Below are 16,143 nucleotides of genomic sequence, written 5' to 3' on the forward strand. Positions count from 1 at the left end.
CCGGGGGGTGGCGGCGCAGCCGCCGGGGGGCGGGCCCCCCATTCCCGTTGCGGGACTGGCTATGCGGGTGGGGGTGCTCATTCTGCGGCAATCCCTTCCACGCGGTCTTCAATCTCATCCGCGGCGTTTTGCAGGGCGGCCAGTGTGGCGGCATCGGGGTGCCAATAGTCGCGCTCGCACGCCTCTATCAGCCGCCCCGCCAGCCGTGCGCTGGCTTGCGGGTTCATCGCGGCCAGACGTCTGCGCATCACCTCGTCCAGCACAAATGTCTCAGACAGGCGCTGATAGACCCACGGCTCCACGGTGCCGGTGGTGGCCGACCAGCCCAGTGTGTTGGTCACCTGCGCCTCGATCTGGCGCACGCCTTCGGATTTATGCACCAGCAGGGCCTCGTAGAATTTCGGGTTCAGGCTGCGCGCGCGGGTTTCCAGCGCGATCTGGTTGCGCAGGCTGCGCACTTTGCCGCTGCCCTTGGTCTGGTCGCCGATATAGACCGGCGTATCTGCACCGCCGCGCGCCCGTTTGATGGCGCGTGCGATGCCGCCCAGCGTGTCAAAATAATGGTCCACACTGGTGACCCCCAGTTCAACGGATTCAAGGTTCTGATAAGCCAGATCCACGGTTTTCAATGTGGCTTTCAGCAATTCCGGCTGGGCTGCGGCCTTGCCGTTCACGCCGTAAGCGAAGCCCTTGCGCGCCTGATAGGCATCGGCCAGTTCATCTTCATGGCCAAAGGCGGAACTGTCCACAAGCTGGTTCACATTGGACCCATAGGCCCCTTCGGCATTGGAAAACACGCGCAGGGCTGCGGTCTCCATGTCAATACCCAGCTCAGCGGCGGTGGCACGGGCATTGGCGCGAATGAAATTCTGCGACTCGTGCTCATCCGCCATGGCTGCTTTCAGCGCCGCTTCGGCCAGCAGGCGGGTTTGCAGGGGCAGCAGGTCGCGGAAAATGCCCGAAAGTGTCATCACCACGTCAATGCGCGGGCGGCCCAGTTCCGACAGCGGGATAAGGTCTGCGCCTGACAGGCGGCCATAGGCATCAAAGCGCGGGCGCGCGCCGATCAGCGCAAGGGCTTGCGCAATCGGTCCCCCGTCGGATTTGATGTTATCGGACCCCCACAGCACCATCGCCACCGAACGCGGGATACTGCGATGGGCCTCAATCAGTTTTTGCGCCTGAATGGCACCTGCGCGCAGCGCGAATGCCGTGGGCATTCGGAACGGGTCAAAGGCGTGGATGTTGCGCCCTGTGGGCACGATCTGCGGCGCGCGGATCAGATCACCCCCCGGAACGGGGGCAATATAGCCCGCACCCAGGGCGTGCAGCAGCCCGCGCATTTCGTGATCGCCCGCAAGATCGGCATCCATCCGCGCGCGGGTGTCATCATCGGCGTCAACCATGGCCAGCAGGCGGGCACGGGTGGGGCCATCCATGGCGCGGCCCATAATGTGCAAGCCTTCCGGGATCAGGGCGTCTTCGACTTCCAGCAGTTTCAGCCACAGGGTTTCGGGCGCGCCCGAAAGGTCCAGTGCAGCGGCTTGTTCGGAAATCAGCGCGTCCAGTTCATCGCGGCCGTCCGCTTCGGTGATGCGCCAGCGGTGCAGGCTGTCTTTCAGATCCTGCAACCCTTTATACAGGCCCGCTGCCGCCACAGGTGGTGTCAGATGGGTGACGGTCACAGCACCGGAACGGCGCTTGGCAAGGCTGGCCTCGGACGGGTTGTTGGCGGCATACAGATAGATATTGGGCAGGTTGCCGATCAGCCGGTCCGGCCAGCAGGTGCGCGCCATACCGGCCTGTTTGCCGGGCATGAATTCCAGCGCGCCATGCATGCCGAAATGCAGCACGGCATCGGCCCCGAACTGGTTGCGCATCCACAGATAGAAGGTTGCGAATGCATGTGTGGGCGCGAAACCCTTCTCGAACAGCAGGCGCATCGGGTCGCCTTCATAGCCGAACACAGGCTGAATGCCGACAAAGACATTGCCGAATTGCGCGCCCAGAACGAACACATTGCGCCCGTCGGATTGCGCACGCCCCGGTGCGGGGCCCCAAACGGCCTCAATCTCGTCCAGCCATGGGGTGTTTGCCACAATCTGGTCGGCGCTGACATGGGCGCACACATTTGCGGGCTGGCCGTAGCGCTGTGCGTTGCCTTCCAGAACCATGTCGCGCAGGGCGTCCACGCTTTCGGGCGGTGTCAGGTCATAGCCGTCGCGGGCCATGGCATGCAATGTGTTGAACAGGCTTTCAAACACCGACAGATAGGCCGCCGTGCCCACGGCACCTGCATTGGGGGGAAACCCGTAAAGAACAATCGCCACCTTGCGCTGCGCTATTTTGCTGCGGCGCAGGCGCACCATGCGCGCGGTTTTATCTGCCAGTGCGCTGATGCGTTCGGGGCAAGGCGACATCGCCTTGGCGGTGGTGTCGGCCATGGGCATGCAGCCGGGGGTGCAGCCGTTGCAGCCGTCCGGGGCATGCCGTCCGGCAAACACTGTGGGGCAGGTGGCCCCGTCAATTTCGGGCAGCGCAATCAGCATGGTGGTTTCCACCGGACCCAGACCCCCACCCGACGATGCCCATTGCCCAAGTGTCTGGAATTCCAGCGGATGGGCGACCATATAGGGCACATCCAGCGCCTTCAGGACGGCAACGGCGGCGGGGCTGTCATTATAGGCAGGGCCACCCACAAGGCTGAAGCCGGTCAGTGACAGCAGCGCATCAACACGGCCCTTGTGGAACGCCTCGATCGCGGGGCGGCCATCAAGGCCCCCTGCAAATCCGGCAATAACATTCAGCCCCTGCGCTTCCAGCGCGCGGATCACGGCGTCATAATGCGCGGTATCGGATGCCAGAATATAGGACCGCATCAACAACAGCCCTACTGTGCCGCGCGCGTCCGCGCGATGTGGCAGATCGGACGGGTTGGTTGTCATGCGTGCGGGCAGATCGGGGTGATAGAGGCCCAGTTCGGGGTAATCAACTGGCGCGCGCGCAGTGATACCCGCCCATTCAGGCCGCGTGGCATAGCGCGAGATCAAAAAGCGCATCATCGATTCAATGTTGTCGTCGGACCCGCCCAGCCAGTATTGCATGGACAAAAACCACGCGCGCAGATCCTGCGCCTTGCCAGGAATGAAACGCAGGATTTTCGGCAACCGGCGCAGCAAGGTCATCTGCTTCTCGCCCGATGCGGGTTTGCCTTTGTCGCCGCCGCCGCGCAGTTTTTTCATGATCTTTGCCAGACCGGTGGCAGGTCTGGACATGTCCAGATCGCCCATTTTGGTCAGTTTGATGATCTGGGGGTCGGAAATGACACCGACAAACGCATCACAGCGCAGGCTTGCGGCTTGCAATTCCGGCAGGCAGGCAGTGACATGTTCTTCGATGAACAGCAGGTTTGCCACAACAATATCGGCCGCCGCGATAGCCGCTTTGGCATGGGCAAGGGCGTCCGGGTCTTCGGCCCATTCGGCGGCTGCGTGAATGGACACTTCCAACCCCGGAAAGTCCTTGCGCAGTTGTGGCAAGACGCGTTCGGCGGGGCCTGCGGCATGCGCGTCAAGCGTGATGACAACGAAACGATAAGGCTGCGGCCGGGTGTGTTGACTATCGAGCATAATGGGCCTTCGCTTCGTACAGGGTGTCGACAGAGATTTCGGACAGGCCCTTTTCCTGTGCAAAACTTTCGGTGTTGCGCCGTGCCTTGCCGCGCACAAAAAACGGAATTTTTTTGAGCTCGCGTTCTGCGCAGGACAGCCAGACGATGTTATCCAGTTCGGGTGGGGCGGATGGCGGGGGCATCGAGCCCCCTTCATCCGCGGCCGCAGGGGCGGCGGGCGCGCTTTGGGGCAGGGGTTGTGCCTTGGCCCCGTGGTGCGACGGGCCTGCCGCATCGTGGAATTCGAAATCATCGCGGAACATGTGCAGCAGGTGTTCTTCCAGCCCCATGACCAGCGGGTGAACCCATGTGTCAAACAGCACATTCGCGCCTTCGAACCCCATTTGCGGCGAATAGCGCGCGGGAAAATCCTGCACATGGACAGGCGCGGAAATGACCGCGCAGGGGATGCCAAGGCGTTTGCCGATATGGCGTTCCATCTGGGTGCCAAGGATCATTTCGGGGGCGGTGGCTTCTATTGCGGCCTCGACCTCCAGGTAATCATCGGTGATCAGCGCCGTCAGGCCGAATTCCTGCGCGAGGGCGCGCAAGGGCCGTGCCTGTTCGCGGTTGTAGCAACCCATGCCGCACACCTCGAACCCCATTTCATCGCGCGCCACGCGTGCAGCGGCCATGACATGGGTGCCGTCGCCGAACAAAAATACCCGTTTGCCGGTCAGATAGGTGCTGTCCACACTGGCTGTCCACCATGGCTGGCGCAGGCGCTGCTCATTGACCGGATTGGTGCTGCCAGACAGCGCGCGCACTTCCTTGATGAACGCGCGTGTCGCGCCAACCCCCAAGGGAATGGTTTTTGTATAGGGCTGGCCAAGGTTCTTTTCACACCACCGCGCCGCGGATTCAGCCGTTTCAGGATAGAGCAGCACATTGAAATGCGCAGCCCCCATGCGGGCGATATCTGCGGGGCTGGCCCCCATGGGTGCTGCCACATTGACGACAACGCCCATTTCAGACAGCAGCGCCGTTATTTCCGCCAGATCGTCGCGGTGACGAAAGCCAAGTGCGGTAGGCCCGATAATGTTGCAACTGATCTGCGCGCTGCGGTCCATCGGGCGGGCAAGCGCGCGGCAGATCTGCAAGAATGCCTCATCCGCGCCGAAATTTTCCTTGCGCTGATAGCTGGGCAGGTCCAGCGCAATAACCGGAACCGGTAGGCCCATGGTTTCGGCCAGACCGCCCGGATCATCCTGGATAAGTTCGGCCGTGCAGGACGCTGCGACCATAATGGCCTGTGGCCGGAACCTGTCATAGGCATCCTGACAAGACGATTTGAACAGCCCTGCCGTGTCGGCGCCCAGATCGCGGGCCTGAAATGTGGTGTAGCTGACAGGCGGGCGGTGGTTGCGCCGTTCAATCATGGTGAACAGCAAATCGGCATAAGTGTCGCCCTGCGGCGCATGCAGCACCATATGCAGCCCCTGCATGGCCGTGGCCACACGCATCGCGCCGACATGGGGCGGGCCTTCATATGTCCAGACGGCCAGCTTCATATCCGGTGCCCCGAGTTGAGTATTTTTGGCAAGATGAAGGCTGTGGTCATGCAAGGTGCGATCATTCGGCGGCCTCCAGGAAATTTGGATGCTGGCGGCCGAGGGCTGCACGGCGGCGCAAGGGGCGCGCAAAAAGCGCGGCCAGATCACCGGCCTGTTCAAAGAAATGCACAGGCGTGAATACCAGCTCGATCGCCCATTTGGTGGCCAGCCCTTCGGCTTCCAGCGGGTTGGCAAGGCCAAGGCCACACACGGTCAGATCAGGGCGCGCGGCGCGCACACGGTCAAGCTGGCGGTCCACGTCCTGCCCTTCGGACAGGGTCGGGCCTGCGGCAATCAGGTCAAGTTCGGGGCCGTGCAATTCGGCGTGCAGATAGGGTGTGCCGATTTCCACGGCAATCATGCCGCATTCGCGCGTCAGAAACCGGGCCAGTGGCACTTCCAGCTGGCTGTCGGGCATGAAGAAAATGCGTTTACCGCGCAGGGTGCTGGCCGCGGCGGCAATGGATTTTTCGGCACGCGCACGGGGGGCTGCGGTGACACGCGCCACCACGTCTGGGGCAATGCCGAATTCTGCGGCAACGGCAGTCAGCCACAGCATTGTCCCTTCGGCCCCGAACGGGAAAGGTGCGGGGATATGGCGCGCGCCACGACCCAGCAATGCCGCATGCGTGTCGCCCAGAAACGGCTGTGTCAGGGCAAATACAGTGTTCGGGCCAATTGCGGGCGCATCCTGCGCGCGCCGCGCAGGCAGGCACCGCACAGGGCCAATGCCCATTTGCGCCAGAAGATCTAGGGCTTGATCCTCGACCACATCGGGCAGGGCACCCACCAGCAGCAGTTCGCGGGCCTGTGTGTCAGGCAGGGTTGGCACCATGGACGCCAGACAGGCATCTTCGCCTTGGGTGAAGGTCGTTTCAATGCCGGAGCCTGAAAAGTTCAGCACCCGCACGTTGGGCGCATGCTGCACGCTAAGACGTTCTGCCGCGCGCGCCAGGTCCAGCTTGATCACCTCGGACGGGCAGGACCCCACCAGAAACAACTGGCGAATGTCAGGGCGGCGGGCCAGCAGGCGGGCCACTTCGCGGTCCAGTTCCTCATTGGCGTCGGCCATGCCGGCCAGATCTTTTTCTTCCAGAATTGCCGTGCCGAAACGGGGTTCGGCAAAGATCATCACGCCCGCTGCCGATTGCAGCAAATGTGCGCAGGTGCGCGAGCCGACGACCAGAAAGAACGCATCCTGCATCTTGCGGTGCAGCCAGATGATGCCGGTCAGGCCGCAAAACACCTCTCGCTGGCCGCGTTCTTTCAGGACGGGGGCGGATTGGCATGTTGTGGGGTCCGTGCTCATCAGCAGGCCCCCAGTCGTGCAACGCGTAACTTCCACAGGAACTGCGCGGCATTCACGGCATAGGCAACATAGGCGACAAGGGCCAGCATCATAAGCTGTTGGGGCTGCATGCTGCCTGCGATTAACGCGACAATATATACGGTATGCAGCGCGATGACCGCGAAGCTGACCATGTCTTCCCAGAAAAACGCATCGGCCAGCAGGTATTGGCCAAACACTTCTTTTTCCCAGATCGCGCCAGTGATCATGATTGCATAAAGCGCAAATGTCTTGATGACGACGGAAACGGTGGCCGCCATGTAGCCTTCACCTGTCACAAGGTAGCGAATAACCAGCGCGGCCGAAATCAGGCAGATAAGGAACTGGACCGGCGCCAGCACGCCTTGCACCATCGTCCAGCGGGATGCGTCGCGCCGGGCGCGCTGTTCAGGCGTGTAAAGTTGCCTGTCCCATCCTTCCGGTTTCATTGCGCATCCTTTCTTGATTCCCATGTAAAATATTAACGGCATAGGCAATTGGGTGTCAATTAAAACTTACACATTTGTGCACACACAAGATGACACGCAAGTATGTGCGCGTTGGGTTTCGAAATCTTAATGTATTGAATTATAAATAAAATACGGGGCTACGCGGAGGGGTCGCCCTGATATGCGTGCATATTGTAAGTTTGGTTTGACAATTCCTTGTCTAGCTGTGAAACTGGACAAGCTTAATATCTAAGATTCAGGGCCATTGCATTTTCAGTGCGTAACCAAGTCTTTTGGACGTGCGCGTGGTTTTGAAATCTGCCGGGGGGGCAGAGATGGAAGGACTTCGTTTAGCGCATTTTGACGACATGACTTCTGGTCAGGCGGTGGTGCGGCAGTTTGCACTTCGGGTTGTGTCGGAGCTTGTTCAGAAATCCGGTGTTCAGTCCGGCGAACCTGATCGGGATTTGCTGAGTCTGATGGTAAGATTGTCCAAAAGTGCTGATCCGGGCATGTTTGCGGCCGTCTATGACGAAATGAAGCGCAGGCGCGTATCTGCGGAACATATTGTCGATATCTATCTGCCTGCGGCCATTTCCAAACTGGGCAACAGTTGGCATGAGGGCGAGCTGGACATATTTCAGGCAACAATCGCCATGGCGCGCCTGCAATCCCTGTTGCGCGAGATTGCACTGGCATGGTTTGCCGACCAGTCCGGCGATTGCCATGACGGGCGCGTGTTTCTGGTGCTGCCGTCCGGCGAGCAGCATAGTCTGGGTGCGATGGTTGCGGCCAATCAGATGCGACGGTTGGGAATTTCGGTTCGGGTAAGTTTGCTGCCCACAGCACGATCCATCGAAGAGGAGTTGTCAGAGCATCGATTTCATGCGGTTTTTGTTTCTGCGTCTAACCGCACGTCGCTGACGACATGTGTTGAACTGGTTAAGACGATTCGCGCCCATTCCGGCAGGGATTTGCCGGTTGCTTTGGGCGGAGCATTGGTGACTTTGTTGCAAAAAGACATGAGTTTGAAGCGCATTGCTGCAATGGTGGGCGCAAATATAGCCACAACGCAGATATCAGAGGCTTTAACTTCCTGTGGTTTGGCCATAAATCACACCAGTGTAGAATAGTCATATGGATCGTGGTCTGCGCAGCAATGGTGGTGCAGATTACAGGAAGGAGCAGGTTTACTGTGTCAAACGAAGGTGCCAGATTCCTTGAAAGTGGCTCGGTGCCCGTCTTCGGTGGGGATTTCTTTTCTGCCGTTCTGACCAGTCTTGCCGATATCTCTCTGCTTATCACGAAAGAAGCTATTGTTCGGGTTATCCATGTCAAGCCTGACGCCGTAAGTTTTGACGGTGTGTCGCGCTGGGTGGGTCAGGATTTCGTGGCCTTGCTGGATTCTGAAAGTGTGCCGAAGTTTCAGGCGCGCCTTGCCGATCTGGTCGAGCGCGCTGACAAAGGCGAAGTCGTTCCTGCGCGTTGGGTGGAAGTGTCGCATGTTGTGAAATCCGGCCAGACGGTGCCTGTGCGCTATGTCATGCACTGGATCGAGGAAAGCGGCGAGATTTTGCTGCTTGGAACTGACCAGCGCCCGGTTCTGGAAATGCAGCAGATGCTGTTGAACGCCCAGATAGCACTTGAACGCGACTATGAAGCGCAGCGGGAAATCGACACCCGATACCGCCTGCTTATGGATTTCACCACAGATGCGGTGGTTCTGGTATCGGCGATGTCGGGCCAGATTGTTGACATGAACCACAATGCGGCGTCTTTGCTGGGCAGTTCGCGCGCCGATCTTATCAAGCGTTCGTTCGCCGACCAGTTTGTCGGACGCGGCAAGGACGAATTGATGGCAACGCTTGATGTGCCATCCTCGATGGATGCCGCCCCCGCCATAGAGGTAGAGGCCAAGGCAGACTCGCGCCGTTTGTTGTTGACCCCCAAGATTTTCCGTGCCGCAGGCGAGCAACTGGCGATTGTCCGCATAAGCGACGTTGCACAAGGGTCATCTGCCGATGGCCGGTTGATGGCCAATCTGCGCCAGCTTTTCCATCGCGGGGTGGATGCGATTGTATTCACCGACAAGGAAGGGTCTATTCTGGCCGCAAGCGAGACATTCCTGAACCTGACCGATGCACCGGGCCTTGCGGCCGTGCGCGGGCGTTCGATGGCTGATTTCCTTAGCCGTGGCATGGTGGACCTGAAAGTGTTGCTGGACAATGCGCGCCGTGCGGGCCAGTTGCGCATGTATTCCACCAAGCTGAAAACAGATTTTGATGCCCGTGTTTCTGTGGAAATATCTGCAACATGGCTGGACGACCGCACTGATCCGGTGTTGGCGCTGATTGTGCGCAATGCGTCCAACGCTGCGGCGCTGCGCGCCGATAACGCAACCCCGGAGGCGAATATGCGCGGCGTGATGGAGCTTGTCGGTTCGTCCACGCTGAAGGATATTGTGTCCGAGACGACGAATGTGATCGAGAAGATCTGCATCGAAACCGCGATCGAGCTGACACGCAACAACCGCGTTGCGGCTGCGGAAATGCTGGGCCTGTCGCGCCAGTCACTTTATGTGAAGCTGCGCAAATATGGCATTCTTAGCCGTGACGAGGCGTAGGCACAGGGCTATGCTGGCCTGAATTTCGGGATCAGCTACAGAAAATTTTCACTGTAATCAGTATCTTCGTGCCTGCCAAACCGCGTCTGGCACGGTGCTTGGCATTTTTGCGCCGGATTGATCTGTGTCAATTAAAGTGGACTATAATAATGTCAATCTAGGTTTACATAACTGGAGGTTGATATGCGAATCGTGTTCGTTCACCCGAATTATCATTCCGGCGGTGCCGAAATCGCTGGCAACTGGCCGCCTGCATGGGTCGCGTATCTGACCGGCTCGCTGCGCGCGGCAGGATTTGATGATATTCATTTCATCGACGCCATGACCAACCATATCGACAGCGACACATTGCGCGCGCGCTTGGCCGAACTTGAACCCGATGTGGTGGGCACGACCGCGATTACGCCATCAATCTATATGGCCGAAGAAGTGCTGCAAATCGCGCGCGAGGTGGCCCCGCAGGCCGTAACAGTGCTGGGCGGCATTCACGCGACATTCATGTATCGGCAGGTTTTAAGTGAAGCGCCATGGATCGACGTGATCGTGCGCGGCGAGGGTGAGGAGATTGTCGTCAACCTTATGCAGGCCATCGCGCAGGGACGCTGGCCCGCTGACCGGCGCAAAATCCGCGGGCTTGCTTTCGCTGAAGGCACGGAAATTGTAGCCACACAGGCGGCATCAACAGTCAAGAATCTGGACGGGATCAAGCCGGACTGGTCTATTCTGGAATGGGACAAATACATCTATGTGCCGTTGAACCGGCGTGTGGCCATTCCCAACATGGCGCGGGGTTGCCCCTTTACCTGTTCATTTTGTAGCCAGTGGAAATTCTGGCGCGATTACCGCGTGCGCGACCCCATAAAGGTTGTCGATGAAATCGAGGATCTGGTTGAAAACCACGGTGTGGGCTTCTTTATTCTGGCCGATGAAGAACCCACCATTAACCGGCGTAAATTCGTGGAGTTTTGTGAAGAACTTATCCGTCGTGACCTGCCCGCGCGCGTGCAATGGGGCATCAATACCCGCGTCACCGACATCATGCGCGACCGCGAATTGCTGGCGCTGTATCGCAAGGCGGGGCTGGTGCATGTCAGCCTTGGTACCGAAGCAGCGGCACAACTGAAGCTGGACCAGTTCAACAAGGAAACCACGGTCGCGGAGAATAAAGAAGCCATCCGCCTGCTGCGCGAGGCTGATATTTTTGTGGAAGCGCAGTTTATCGTCGGGCTGGACAATGAAACGCCTGAAACGCTGGAAGAAACCTATCGCATGGCGTGGGACTGGCAGCCTGATCTGGCGAATTGGGCGATGTATACGCCATGGCCCTTCACGCCGCTGTTTCAGGAACTGCGCGATCAGGTCGAGGTGTTTGACTACTCCAAGTATAATTTCGTGACCCCCATTCTGAAACCCGCTGCCATGACGCGCGGCGAATTGCTGGACGGGGTGATGAAGAATTACCGCCGATTCTACATGCAAAAGGCGTTGTTTCATTACCCGTGGCGCGGCACCGGCTATCGGCGACGGTATCTTTTGGGCTGCCTGAAGGCATTCTTGAAGGCCGGTGTGGGGCGCACGTTCTATGATCTGGGCAAGGCCGGATACTGGGGGCCGCAATCCAGGGACAAGGTCGATTTCCAGTTCGACATGACCCGCACCATCGCAGATGCCCAGATGGCCGATTGGCAGGCCAGCGCGGATGTAAAGGCCAGGGCGGATGAACGCCGCGCCGCGCTTCGCGCCCAAGGCAAGGACCGCGCGGCTGAACGGGCAGCCCTCAAGGCCTGCGGGGGTGGGACGCAGCAGCTTGAAGCCCCGCGCCAGTTCCGCATGCCCAACGGGGCAACTGTTTCACCCCAAACGGTGGAATAGGTGGTCATGGCCACCGCCGCCCGCATTGGCCCGAATGCGGTTTTGCAGCATCTTGCGGTGTTAGATGCGGAAATCGGGGTGGCGTGGCGCGGTGCATTGCTGCATCTGGCCGATGTCCGCGAGCCCCCCGCCACGGCCGGAATGCTGAATGAGGATGAGGTGGCGCGCCTGCATCATGCCGTGCGACTGTATGTGCCAGACCGTGCATCCGCCATTCAGCGTGCGGCAGGGTTGGCCACGGCAGACTACATTCTTGCAAACCGTATTCCACGCGCCGCGCAACTTTTGATTCGCACCCTGCCTGCGCCTTTGGGCGCGCGGGTGCTGGCGGCGGCGATCGCGCGTCATGCATGGACATTCGCAGGGTCGGGGCGGTTTCGCGTGCGCAGCCACGCGCCCCTGTGGTTCGAGATTGCAGACAACCCGCTGGCGCAACACGCCGCGCCCCATCCGGTCTGTGACTGGCATGCTGCCGTGTTCGAGCGGTTATTTGCAACGCTGGTCTGGCCCGCTGCATCTGTGACAGAAACCAGTTGCTGCGCGACAGGCGCGCCATATTGCCGCTTTGTGATTACGCCCCGAAGGGGTGCGGATGGTGCGGTGTCTGCGCCTGCGCGCGCTGCCCCGCAGGGTATGCGGTGGCCTGTCCCGGTGCGTGATCACGGCTGACAGGTGCAAATAACACTTGATGCAAACAAATATGTCAGGCAAAGTTTACAGTATGAGTGAAACGAGTCTAGACACCCAAGCCACACGCCGATCAGGGCAGGGCGCAATGCCCAAGCCTGCCGCGATGCTGGAGCTTATCAAACCCGTGACATGGTTCCCGCCAATGTGGGCCTATCTGTGCGGGATCGTGTCCGTGGGGGTGTGGCCCGACAGCTGGGCGCTGGTGGTGCTGGGTGTGTTGCTGGCCGGTCCTGTTGTCTGCGGCATGTCGCAGGCCGCCAATGACTGGTGCGACCGCCATGTCGACGCCATTAATGAACCGCACCGCCCCATCCCGTCGGGGCGCATTCCGGGCCGGTGGGGGCTATATATTGCGCTGATCATGTCTGCCTTGGCGCTGGGTGTGGGCTGGCAACTGGGGCCTTGGGGCTTTGGCGCTACGGTTGTTGGTGTGCTGGCCGCATGGGCCTATTCCGCCGAACCGGTGCGCGCAAAACGTTCGGGCTGGTGGGGGCCGGGGCTTGTGGGCCTAAGCTATGAAGCGCTGCCGTGGTTTACGGGTGCAGCCGTCATCGCGGCCGGTGCGCCCCGGTTCGAGATTGTGGTGATTGCCGTCCTGTATGGTCTGGGCGCGCATGGCATCATGACAATAAATGATTTCAAAGCGATCGAGGGGGACCGCCAGATGGGGCTTCGGTCCCTGCCGGTGACCCTGGGGCCGGTTGATGCGGCAACGGTTGCGGGCACAGTGATGGTGCTGGCGCAGCTGCTTGTTGTGGTCTTGTTGCTGATCTGGGGCGCGCCCGTTCATGCAGGGGCCATCGCGCTTGGCATCGGTGTGCAGATCTGGGCGCTGGGGCGCTGGCGGCAGGACCCTGCGCGCCTTGCACCGTGGTTCAACGGCACGGGCGTTGGCCCTTATGTGCTGGGCATGATGGTGGCGGCGTTTGCGCTGCGGGGGATTGGCGCATGACGCTAAGCTGGGTGCAGATCGTCCGCCTTGGGCTGGTTCAGGCCTGTCTGGGCGCGATTGTGGTGCTGATGACATCCACGCTGAACCGGCTGATGGTGGTGGAACTGGCGCTGCCGGTGGTGCTGCCGGGCGCATTGGTGGCACTGCATTACGGCGTGCAGATCACGCGGCCCAACTGGGGCCATCTGGCCGATCAGGGGGGCAACCGCACGCGCTGGATTATTGCGGGCATGGGTATTCTGGCCCTTGGGGCCTTGGGCGCAACGCTGGCCATTCCGGTGCTGGAGTCCAGTTTCGCACTTGGGCTGGCGTTGTCAGTGCTGGCTTATGCGGTGATCGGGCTGGGCGTGGGCGCATCGGGCACGTCCCTTCTGGCGCTGCTGGCCACGGCCACGGCGCAATCGCGCCGCCCTGCGGCAGCGACAATCACATGGTTGATGATGATTGCAGGCATTGCCCTGACCGCGATTATGGCGGGCAAGTATCTGGACCCTTACAGCCATGCGCGCCTGTTGGTGATTGTCGCGGTCATCTGTTCAGGGGCGTTCGGACTGACTGTGCTGGCCGTCTGGGGGATTGAACGGCGGGTGATTGCCCGCGCAGCGCCTGCGCCAATACGCTTTCGCGACGGAATGCGCGATATCTGGGCCGATACCCGCGCGCGGCATTTCACCTTTTTCGTGTTTCTGTCGATGACCGCGTATTTCATGCAGGAACTGATCCTGGAACCCTATGCGGGTTTGGTGTTCGGGTTCACACCGGGGCAATCGACGCAAATGTCGGGCGCGCAGAATGGCGGTGTGTTTCTGGGCATGGTGCTGGTTGGGGTTGCGGCAACGGGGCTGCGGCTGGGGTCGTTGCGGGTTTGGGTGGTTTCCGGCTGCACGGGGTCCGCGTTGACGCTGGTTGCAATTGCGGGGGCAGCCTTGTGGGCGCTGCCTTTGGTGCCGCTGGTGGTTGCGTTGGGGTTCTTCAACGGGATGTTCGCGGTCGCGGCCATCGGGTCGATGATGCAGCTTGCGGGCGAAGGGCGCGACAAGCGCGAAGGCACGCGCGTGGGGCTTTGGGGCGCATCACAGGCGATTGCGGCAGGCTTTGGCGGGCTGACAGGGGCCGCGCTGGTGGATCTGGCCCGCAGCCTGTTGCCTGTGGCGGATGCGTTTGGGGCCGTGTTCCTGTTTCAGGCCGTAATTTTCATCGCGTCGGCCCTGCTGGCTGCACGCATCATGACACCGCGCGACACTGCGCTGCTGGTTCCGGGGGAATAAGCGATGGAATATGACGTCTTTGTTGTGGGGGGTGGCCCGTCCGGTGCCACGGCAGCCGATGATCTGGCGCGCGCAGGCCACAAGGTGGCACTGCTGGACAGGGCAGGGCGTATAAAACCCTGCGGGGGCGCCATTCCGCCCCGCGCAATCGCGGATTTTGAAATCCCCATGACGCAGCTTGTCGCCCGGATCACCACAGCGCGGATGATTTCGCCCACCGGTCGCATGGTCGATATTCCCATCGAAAACGGCTTTGTCGGTATGGTGGACCGGCAGGATTTTGACGAATTCCTGCGCCTGCGGGCAGTGGGAAATGGGGCCACGCGGCTGACGGGAACCTATCTGCGGATAGACCGCGACAAGGACGGCACGCATGTTGTCTGGCGTGACAAGACCAGCGGAGAGGAGATGCGCAGCGCCACACGGCTGGTGATCGGCGCAGATGGCGCGCGCTCCAACGTGGCTCGCGCCGAGGTGCCGGGCGGCGACAAGATACCCTATGTCATTGCCTATCACGAAATCATCAAGGCCCCGCCCGCCAATGACCGCTATGACCCCGACCGCTGCGATGTCATTTATGACGGGCGCATCAGTTCGGATTTCTACGGCTGGGTGTTCCCGCATGGCAAACATGTCAGCGTGGGCATGGGCACCGAAATAGGTGGCGCGGACCTGAAGAAAGCAACGGCTGACCTGCGCGCCATGTCGGGCCTGACAGGGTGCGAAACCATCCGGCGCGAAGGCGCGCCGATTCCGCTGCGTCCGATGGACCGCTGGGACAATGGCCGCGATGTGGTGCTGGCCGGTGACGCCGCAGGCGTCGTGGCCCCCAGTTCGGGCGAGGGGATCTATTACGCCATGGTCGGCGGGCGCGTGGCCGCAACTGCGGCACAGGCGGCGCTGGCCAGTGGCCGCGCACGCGATCTGGCGCTGGCGCGCAAGCTGTTCATGCGCGACCACAAGACTGTGTTCAAGGTCTTGCGTTCCATGCAGGATGCCTATTACAAATCCGATGATCGGCGCGAACGCTTTGTCAGCCTGTGCCATGACATTGACGTGCAGCGTCTGACATTCGAGGCCTATATGAACAAGAAACTGGTGGCCGCCCGCCCGCTGGCGCATATCAAGATCGGGGTGAAGAACCTGTTGCATCTGTCGGGGCTGGTCCGGCCCGGTTTCACATGAGTGGCGCATTGATCCCTGCGTGGGAAAACGGACAACTGGTGCCTGTCGACAAGCTGGAGGTTCACCAGCGCGGCCTGAAGCACAAGGCGATTTCCATCTTTGTGACCGAAGGCGCGCGTGTCTTGCTGCAACGCCGCGCCTTGGGCAAATATCACACGCCCGGATTGTGGACAAACACCTGCTGCACCCATCCCCATTGGGACGAGGATGACCAGAGCTGCGCCACGCGTCGCTTGCGCGAGGAACTGGGCATTACCGGATTGCCCCTGACCCATGTTGCGGAAATCGAATACCGCGCCGATGTGGGCGGCGGGCTGATTGAGCATGAAGTCGTGCAGGTGTTCACCGCGCAGGCCATGGCCGACCTTACGGTTATTCCCAACCCTGATGAAGTGGCCGCGACCGACTGGATCAGCCTGCAGGCCCTGCCCGCGATTGTGGAGCGGTCCCCTGACCGGTTCACCCCATGGCTGCGCATCTATCTGCGTGATCACGCAGACCGGATTTTCAGCCCCGCGGCGGAATGTGCAGGCAACCGCTAGGAATGCCTGCAA

Annotated in this window: 12 protein-coding genes; 8 read left to right on the forward strand and 4 right to left on the reverse strand. The window is 60.6% G+C overall.

Going from position 1 to position 16,143, the window contains the following annotated elements; translation table 11 throughout:
- Positions 1-77: 77 nt before the first annotated feature.
- The 4 genes from P8S53_RS17105 to bchF all read right to left on the reverse strand — a co-directional run bounded on the left by P8S53_RS17105 (position 78) and on the right by bchF (position 6,999).
- Positions 78-3,629 carry a magnesium chelatase subunit H gene (locus P8S53_RS17105; RefSeq protein ID WP_277807046.1) on the reverse strand — a complete coding sequence of 1,184 codons (3,552 nt, stop codon included), beginning with the start codon at positions 3,627-3,629 and terminating at the stop codon, positions 78-80.
- Entirely contained in the window at positions 3,619-5,181 is a 1,563-nt protein-coding gene (bchB, locus tag P8S53_RS17110; RefSeq protein ID WP_277807047.1) for a ferredoxin:protochlorophyllide reductase (ATP-dependent) subunit B, read from the reverse strand. Before bchB ends, P8S53_RS17105 begins: the two co-directional genes overlap by 11 nt.
- A 61-nt stretch (positions 5,182-5,242) precedes the next feature.
- Positions 5,243-6,532 (reverse strand): ferredoxin:protochlorophyllide reductase (ATP-dependent) subunit N, encoded by a 1,290-nt coding sequence (locus P8S53_RS17115; RefSeq protein WP_277807048.1) that lies wholly within the window; start codon positions 6,530-6,532, stop codon positions 5,243-5,245.
- Positions 6,532-6,999 (reverse strand): 2-vinyl bacteriochlorophyllide hydratase, encoded by a 468-nt coding sequence (gene bchF / locus P8S53_RS17120; RefSeq protein ID WP_277807049.1) that lies wholly within the window; start codon positions 6,997-6,999, stop codon positions 6,532-6,534. The genes P8S53_RS17115 and bchF overlap by 1 nt, the downstream gene beginning before the upstream one ends.
- A 335-nt stretch (positions 7,000-7,334) precedes the next feature.
- On the opposite strand from bchF, the gene P8S53_RS17125 reads away from it, so the two are divergent.
- The 8 genes from P8S53_RS17125 to idi all read left to right on the forward strand — a co-directional run bounded on the left by P8S53_RS17125 (position 7,335) and on the right by idi (position 16,131).
- A complete protein-coding gene (locus P8S53_RS17125; RefSeq protein WP_277807050.1) occupies positions 7,335-8,132 on the forward strand; it encodes a B12-binding domain-containing protein in 798 nt (265 codons plus the stop codon).
- 62 nt (positions 8,133-8,194) lie between these two features.
- Positions 8,195-9,622: a transcriptional regulator PpsR gene (gene ppsR / locus P8S53_RS17130; RefSeq protein ID WP_277807051.1), complete on the forward strand. Its 1,428-nt coding sequence runs from the start codon at positions 8,195-8,197 to the stop codon at positions 9,620-9,622.
- Positions 9,623-9,805: 183 nt separating this feature from the next.
- Positions 9,806-11,494 (forward strand): magnesium-protoporphyrin IX monomethyl ester anaerobic oxidative cyclase, encoded by a 1,689-nt coding sequence (bchE, locus tag P8S53_RS17135; protein WP_277807052.1) that lies wholly within the window; start codon positions 9,806-9,808, stop codon positions 11,492-11,494.
- Positions 11,495-11,500: 6 nt separating this feature from the next.
- Entirely contained in the window at positions 11,501-12,163 is a 663-nt protein-coding gene (gene bchJ / locus P8S53_RS17140) for a bacteriochlorophyll 4-vinyl reductase (RefSeq protein ID WP_277807053.1), read from the forward strand.
- A 106-nt stretch (positions 12,164-12,269) separates the two neighbouring features.
- Positions 12,270-13,136 carry a chlorophyll synthase ChlG gene (chlG, locus tag P8S53_RS17145; RefSeq protein WP_373418548.1) on the forward strand — a complete coding sequence of 289 codons (867 nt, stop codon included), beginning with the start codon at positions 12,270-12,272 and terminating at the stop codon, positions 13,134-13,136.
- A complete protein-coding gene (locus P8S53_RS17150; RefSeq protein ID WP_277807055.1) occupies positions 13,133-14,404 on the forward strand; it encodes a BCD family MFS transporter in 1,272 nt (423 codons plus the stop codon). The genes chlG and P8S53_RS17150 overlap by 4 nt, the downstream gene beginning before the upstream one ends.
- A 3-nt stretch (positions 14,405-14,407) precedes the next feature.
- Positions 14,408-15,589, forward strand: coding sequence for a geranylgeranyl diphosphate reductase (locus P8S53_RS17155; protein ID WP_277807056.1), 1,182 nt, complete (start codon positions 14,408-14,410; stop codon positions 15,587-15,589).
- Positions 15,586-16,131 (forward strand): isopentenyl-diphosphate Delta-isomerase, encoded by a 546-nt coding sequence (gene idi / locus P8S53_RS17160; protein WP_277807057.1) that lies wholly within the window; start codon positions 15,586-15,588, stop codon positions 16,129-16,131. The genes P8S53_RS17155 and idi overlap by 4 nt, the downstream gene beginning before the upstream one ends.
- Positions 16,132-16,143 lie beyond the last annotated feature (12 nt).

It is taken from the genome of Roseinatronobacter sp. S2 (assembly GCF_029581395.1).
In the GTDB taxonomy this organism is placed as follows: Bacteria; Pseudomonadota; Alphaproteobacteria; order Rhodobacterales; family Rhodobacteraceae; genus Roseinatronobacter.

Bases quoted from the DNA above. Each gene is read 5' to 3' on its own strand.
- P8S53_RS17105 (WP_277807046.1), bottom strand. From the start codon at position 3,629: ATGCTCGATAGTCAACACACCCGGCCGCAGCCTTATCGTTTCGTTGTC.
- bchB (WP_277807047.1), bottom strand. From the start codon at position 5,181: ATGAAGCTGGCCGTCTGGACATATGAAGGCCCGCCCCATGTCGGCGCG.
- P8S53_RS17115 (WP_277807048.1), bottom strand. From the start codon at position 6,532: ATGAGCACGGACCCCACAACATGCCAATCCGCCCCCGTCCTGAAAGAA.
- bchF (WP_277807049.1), bottom strand. From the start codon at position 6,999: ATGAAACCGGAAGGATGGGACAGGCAACTTTACACGCCTGAACAGCGC.
- P8S53_RS17125 (WP_277807050.1), top strand. From the start codon at position 7,335: ATGGAAGGACTTCGTTTAGCGCATTTTGACGACATGACTTCTGGTCAG.
- bchE (WP_277807052.1), top strand. From the start codon at position 9,806: ATGCGAATCGTGTTCGTTCACCCGAATTATCATTCCGGCGGTGCCGAA.
- bchJ (WP_277807053.1), top strand. From the start codon at position 11,501: ATGGCCACCGCCGCCCGCATTGGCCCGAATGCGGTTTTGCAGCATCTT.
- chlG (WP_373418548.1), top strand. From the start codon at position 12,270: ATGCCCAAGCCTGCCGCGATGCTGGAGCTTATCAAACCCGTGACATGG.
- P8S53_RS17150 (WP_277807055.1), top strand. From the start codon at position 13,133: ATGACGCTAAGCTGGGTGCAGATCGTCCGCCTTGGGCTGGTTCAGGCC.
- P8S53_RS17155 (WP_277807056.1), top strand. From the start codon at position 14,408: ATGGAATATGACGTCTTTGTTGTGGGGGGTGGCCCGTCCGGTGCCACG.
- idi (WP_277807057.1), top strand. From the start codon at position 15,586: ATGAGTGGCGCATTGATCCCTGCGTGGGAAAACGGACAACTGGTGCCT.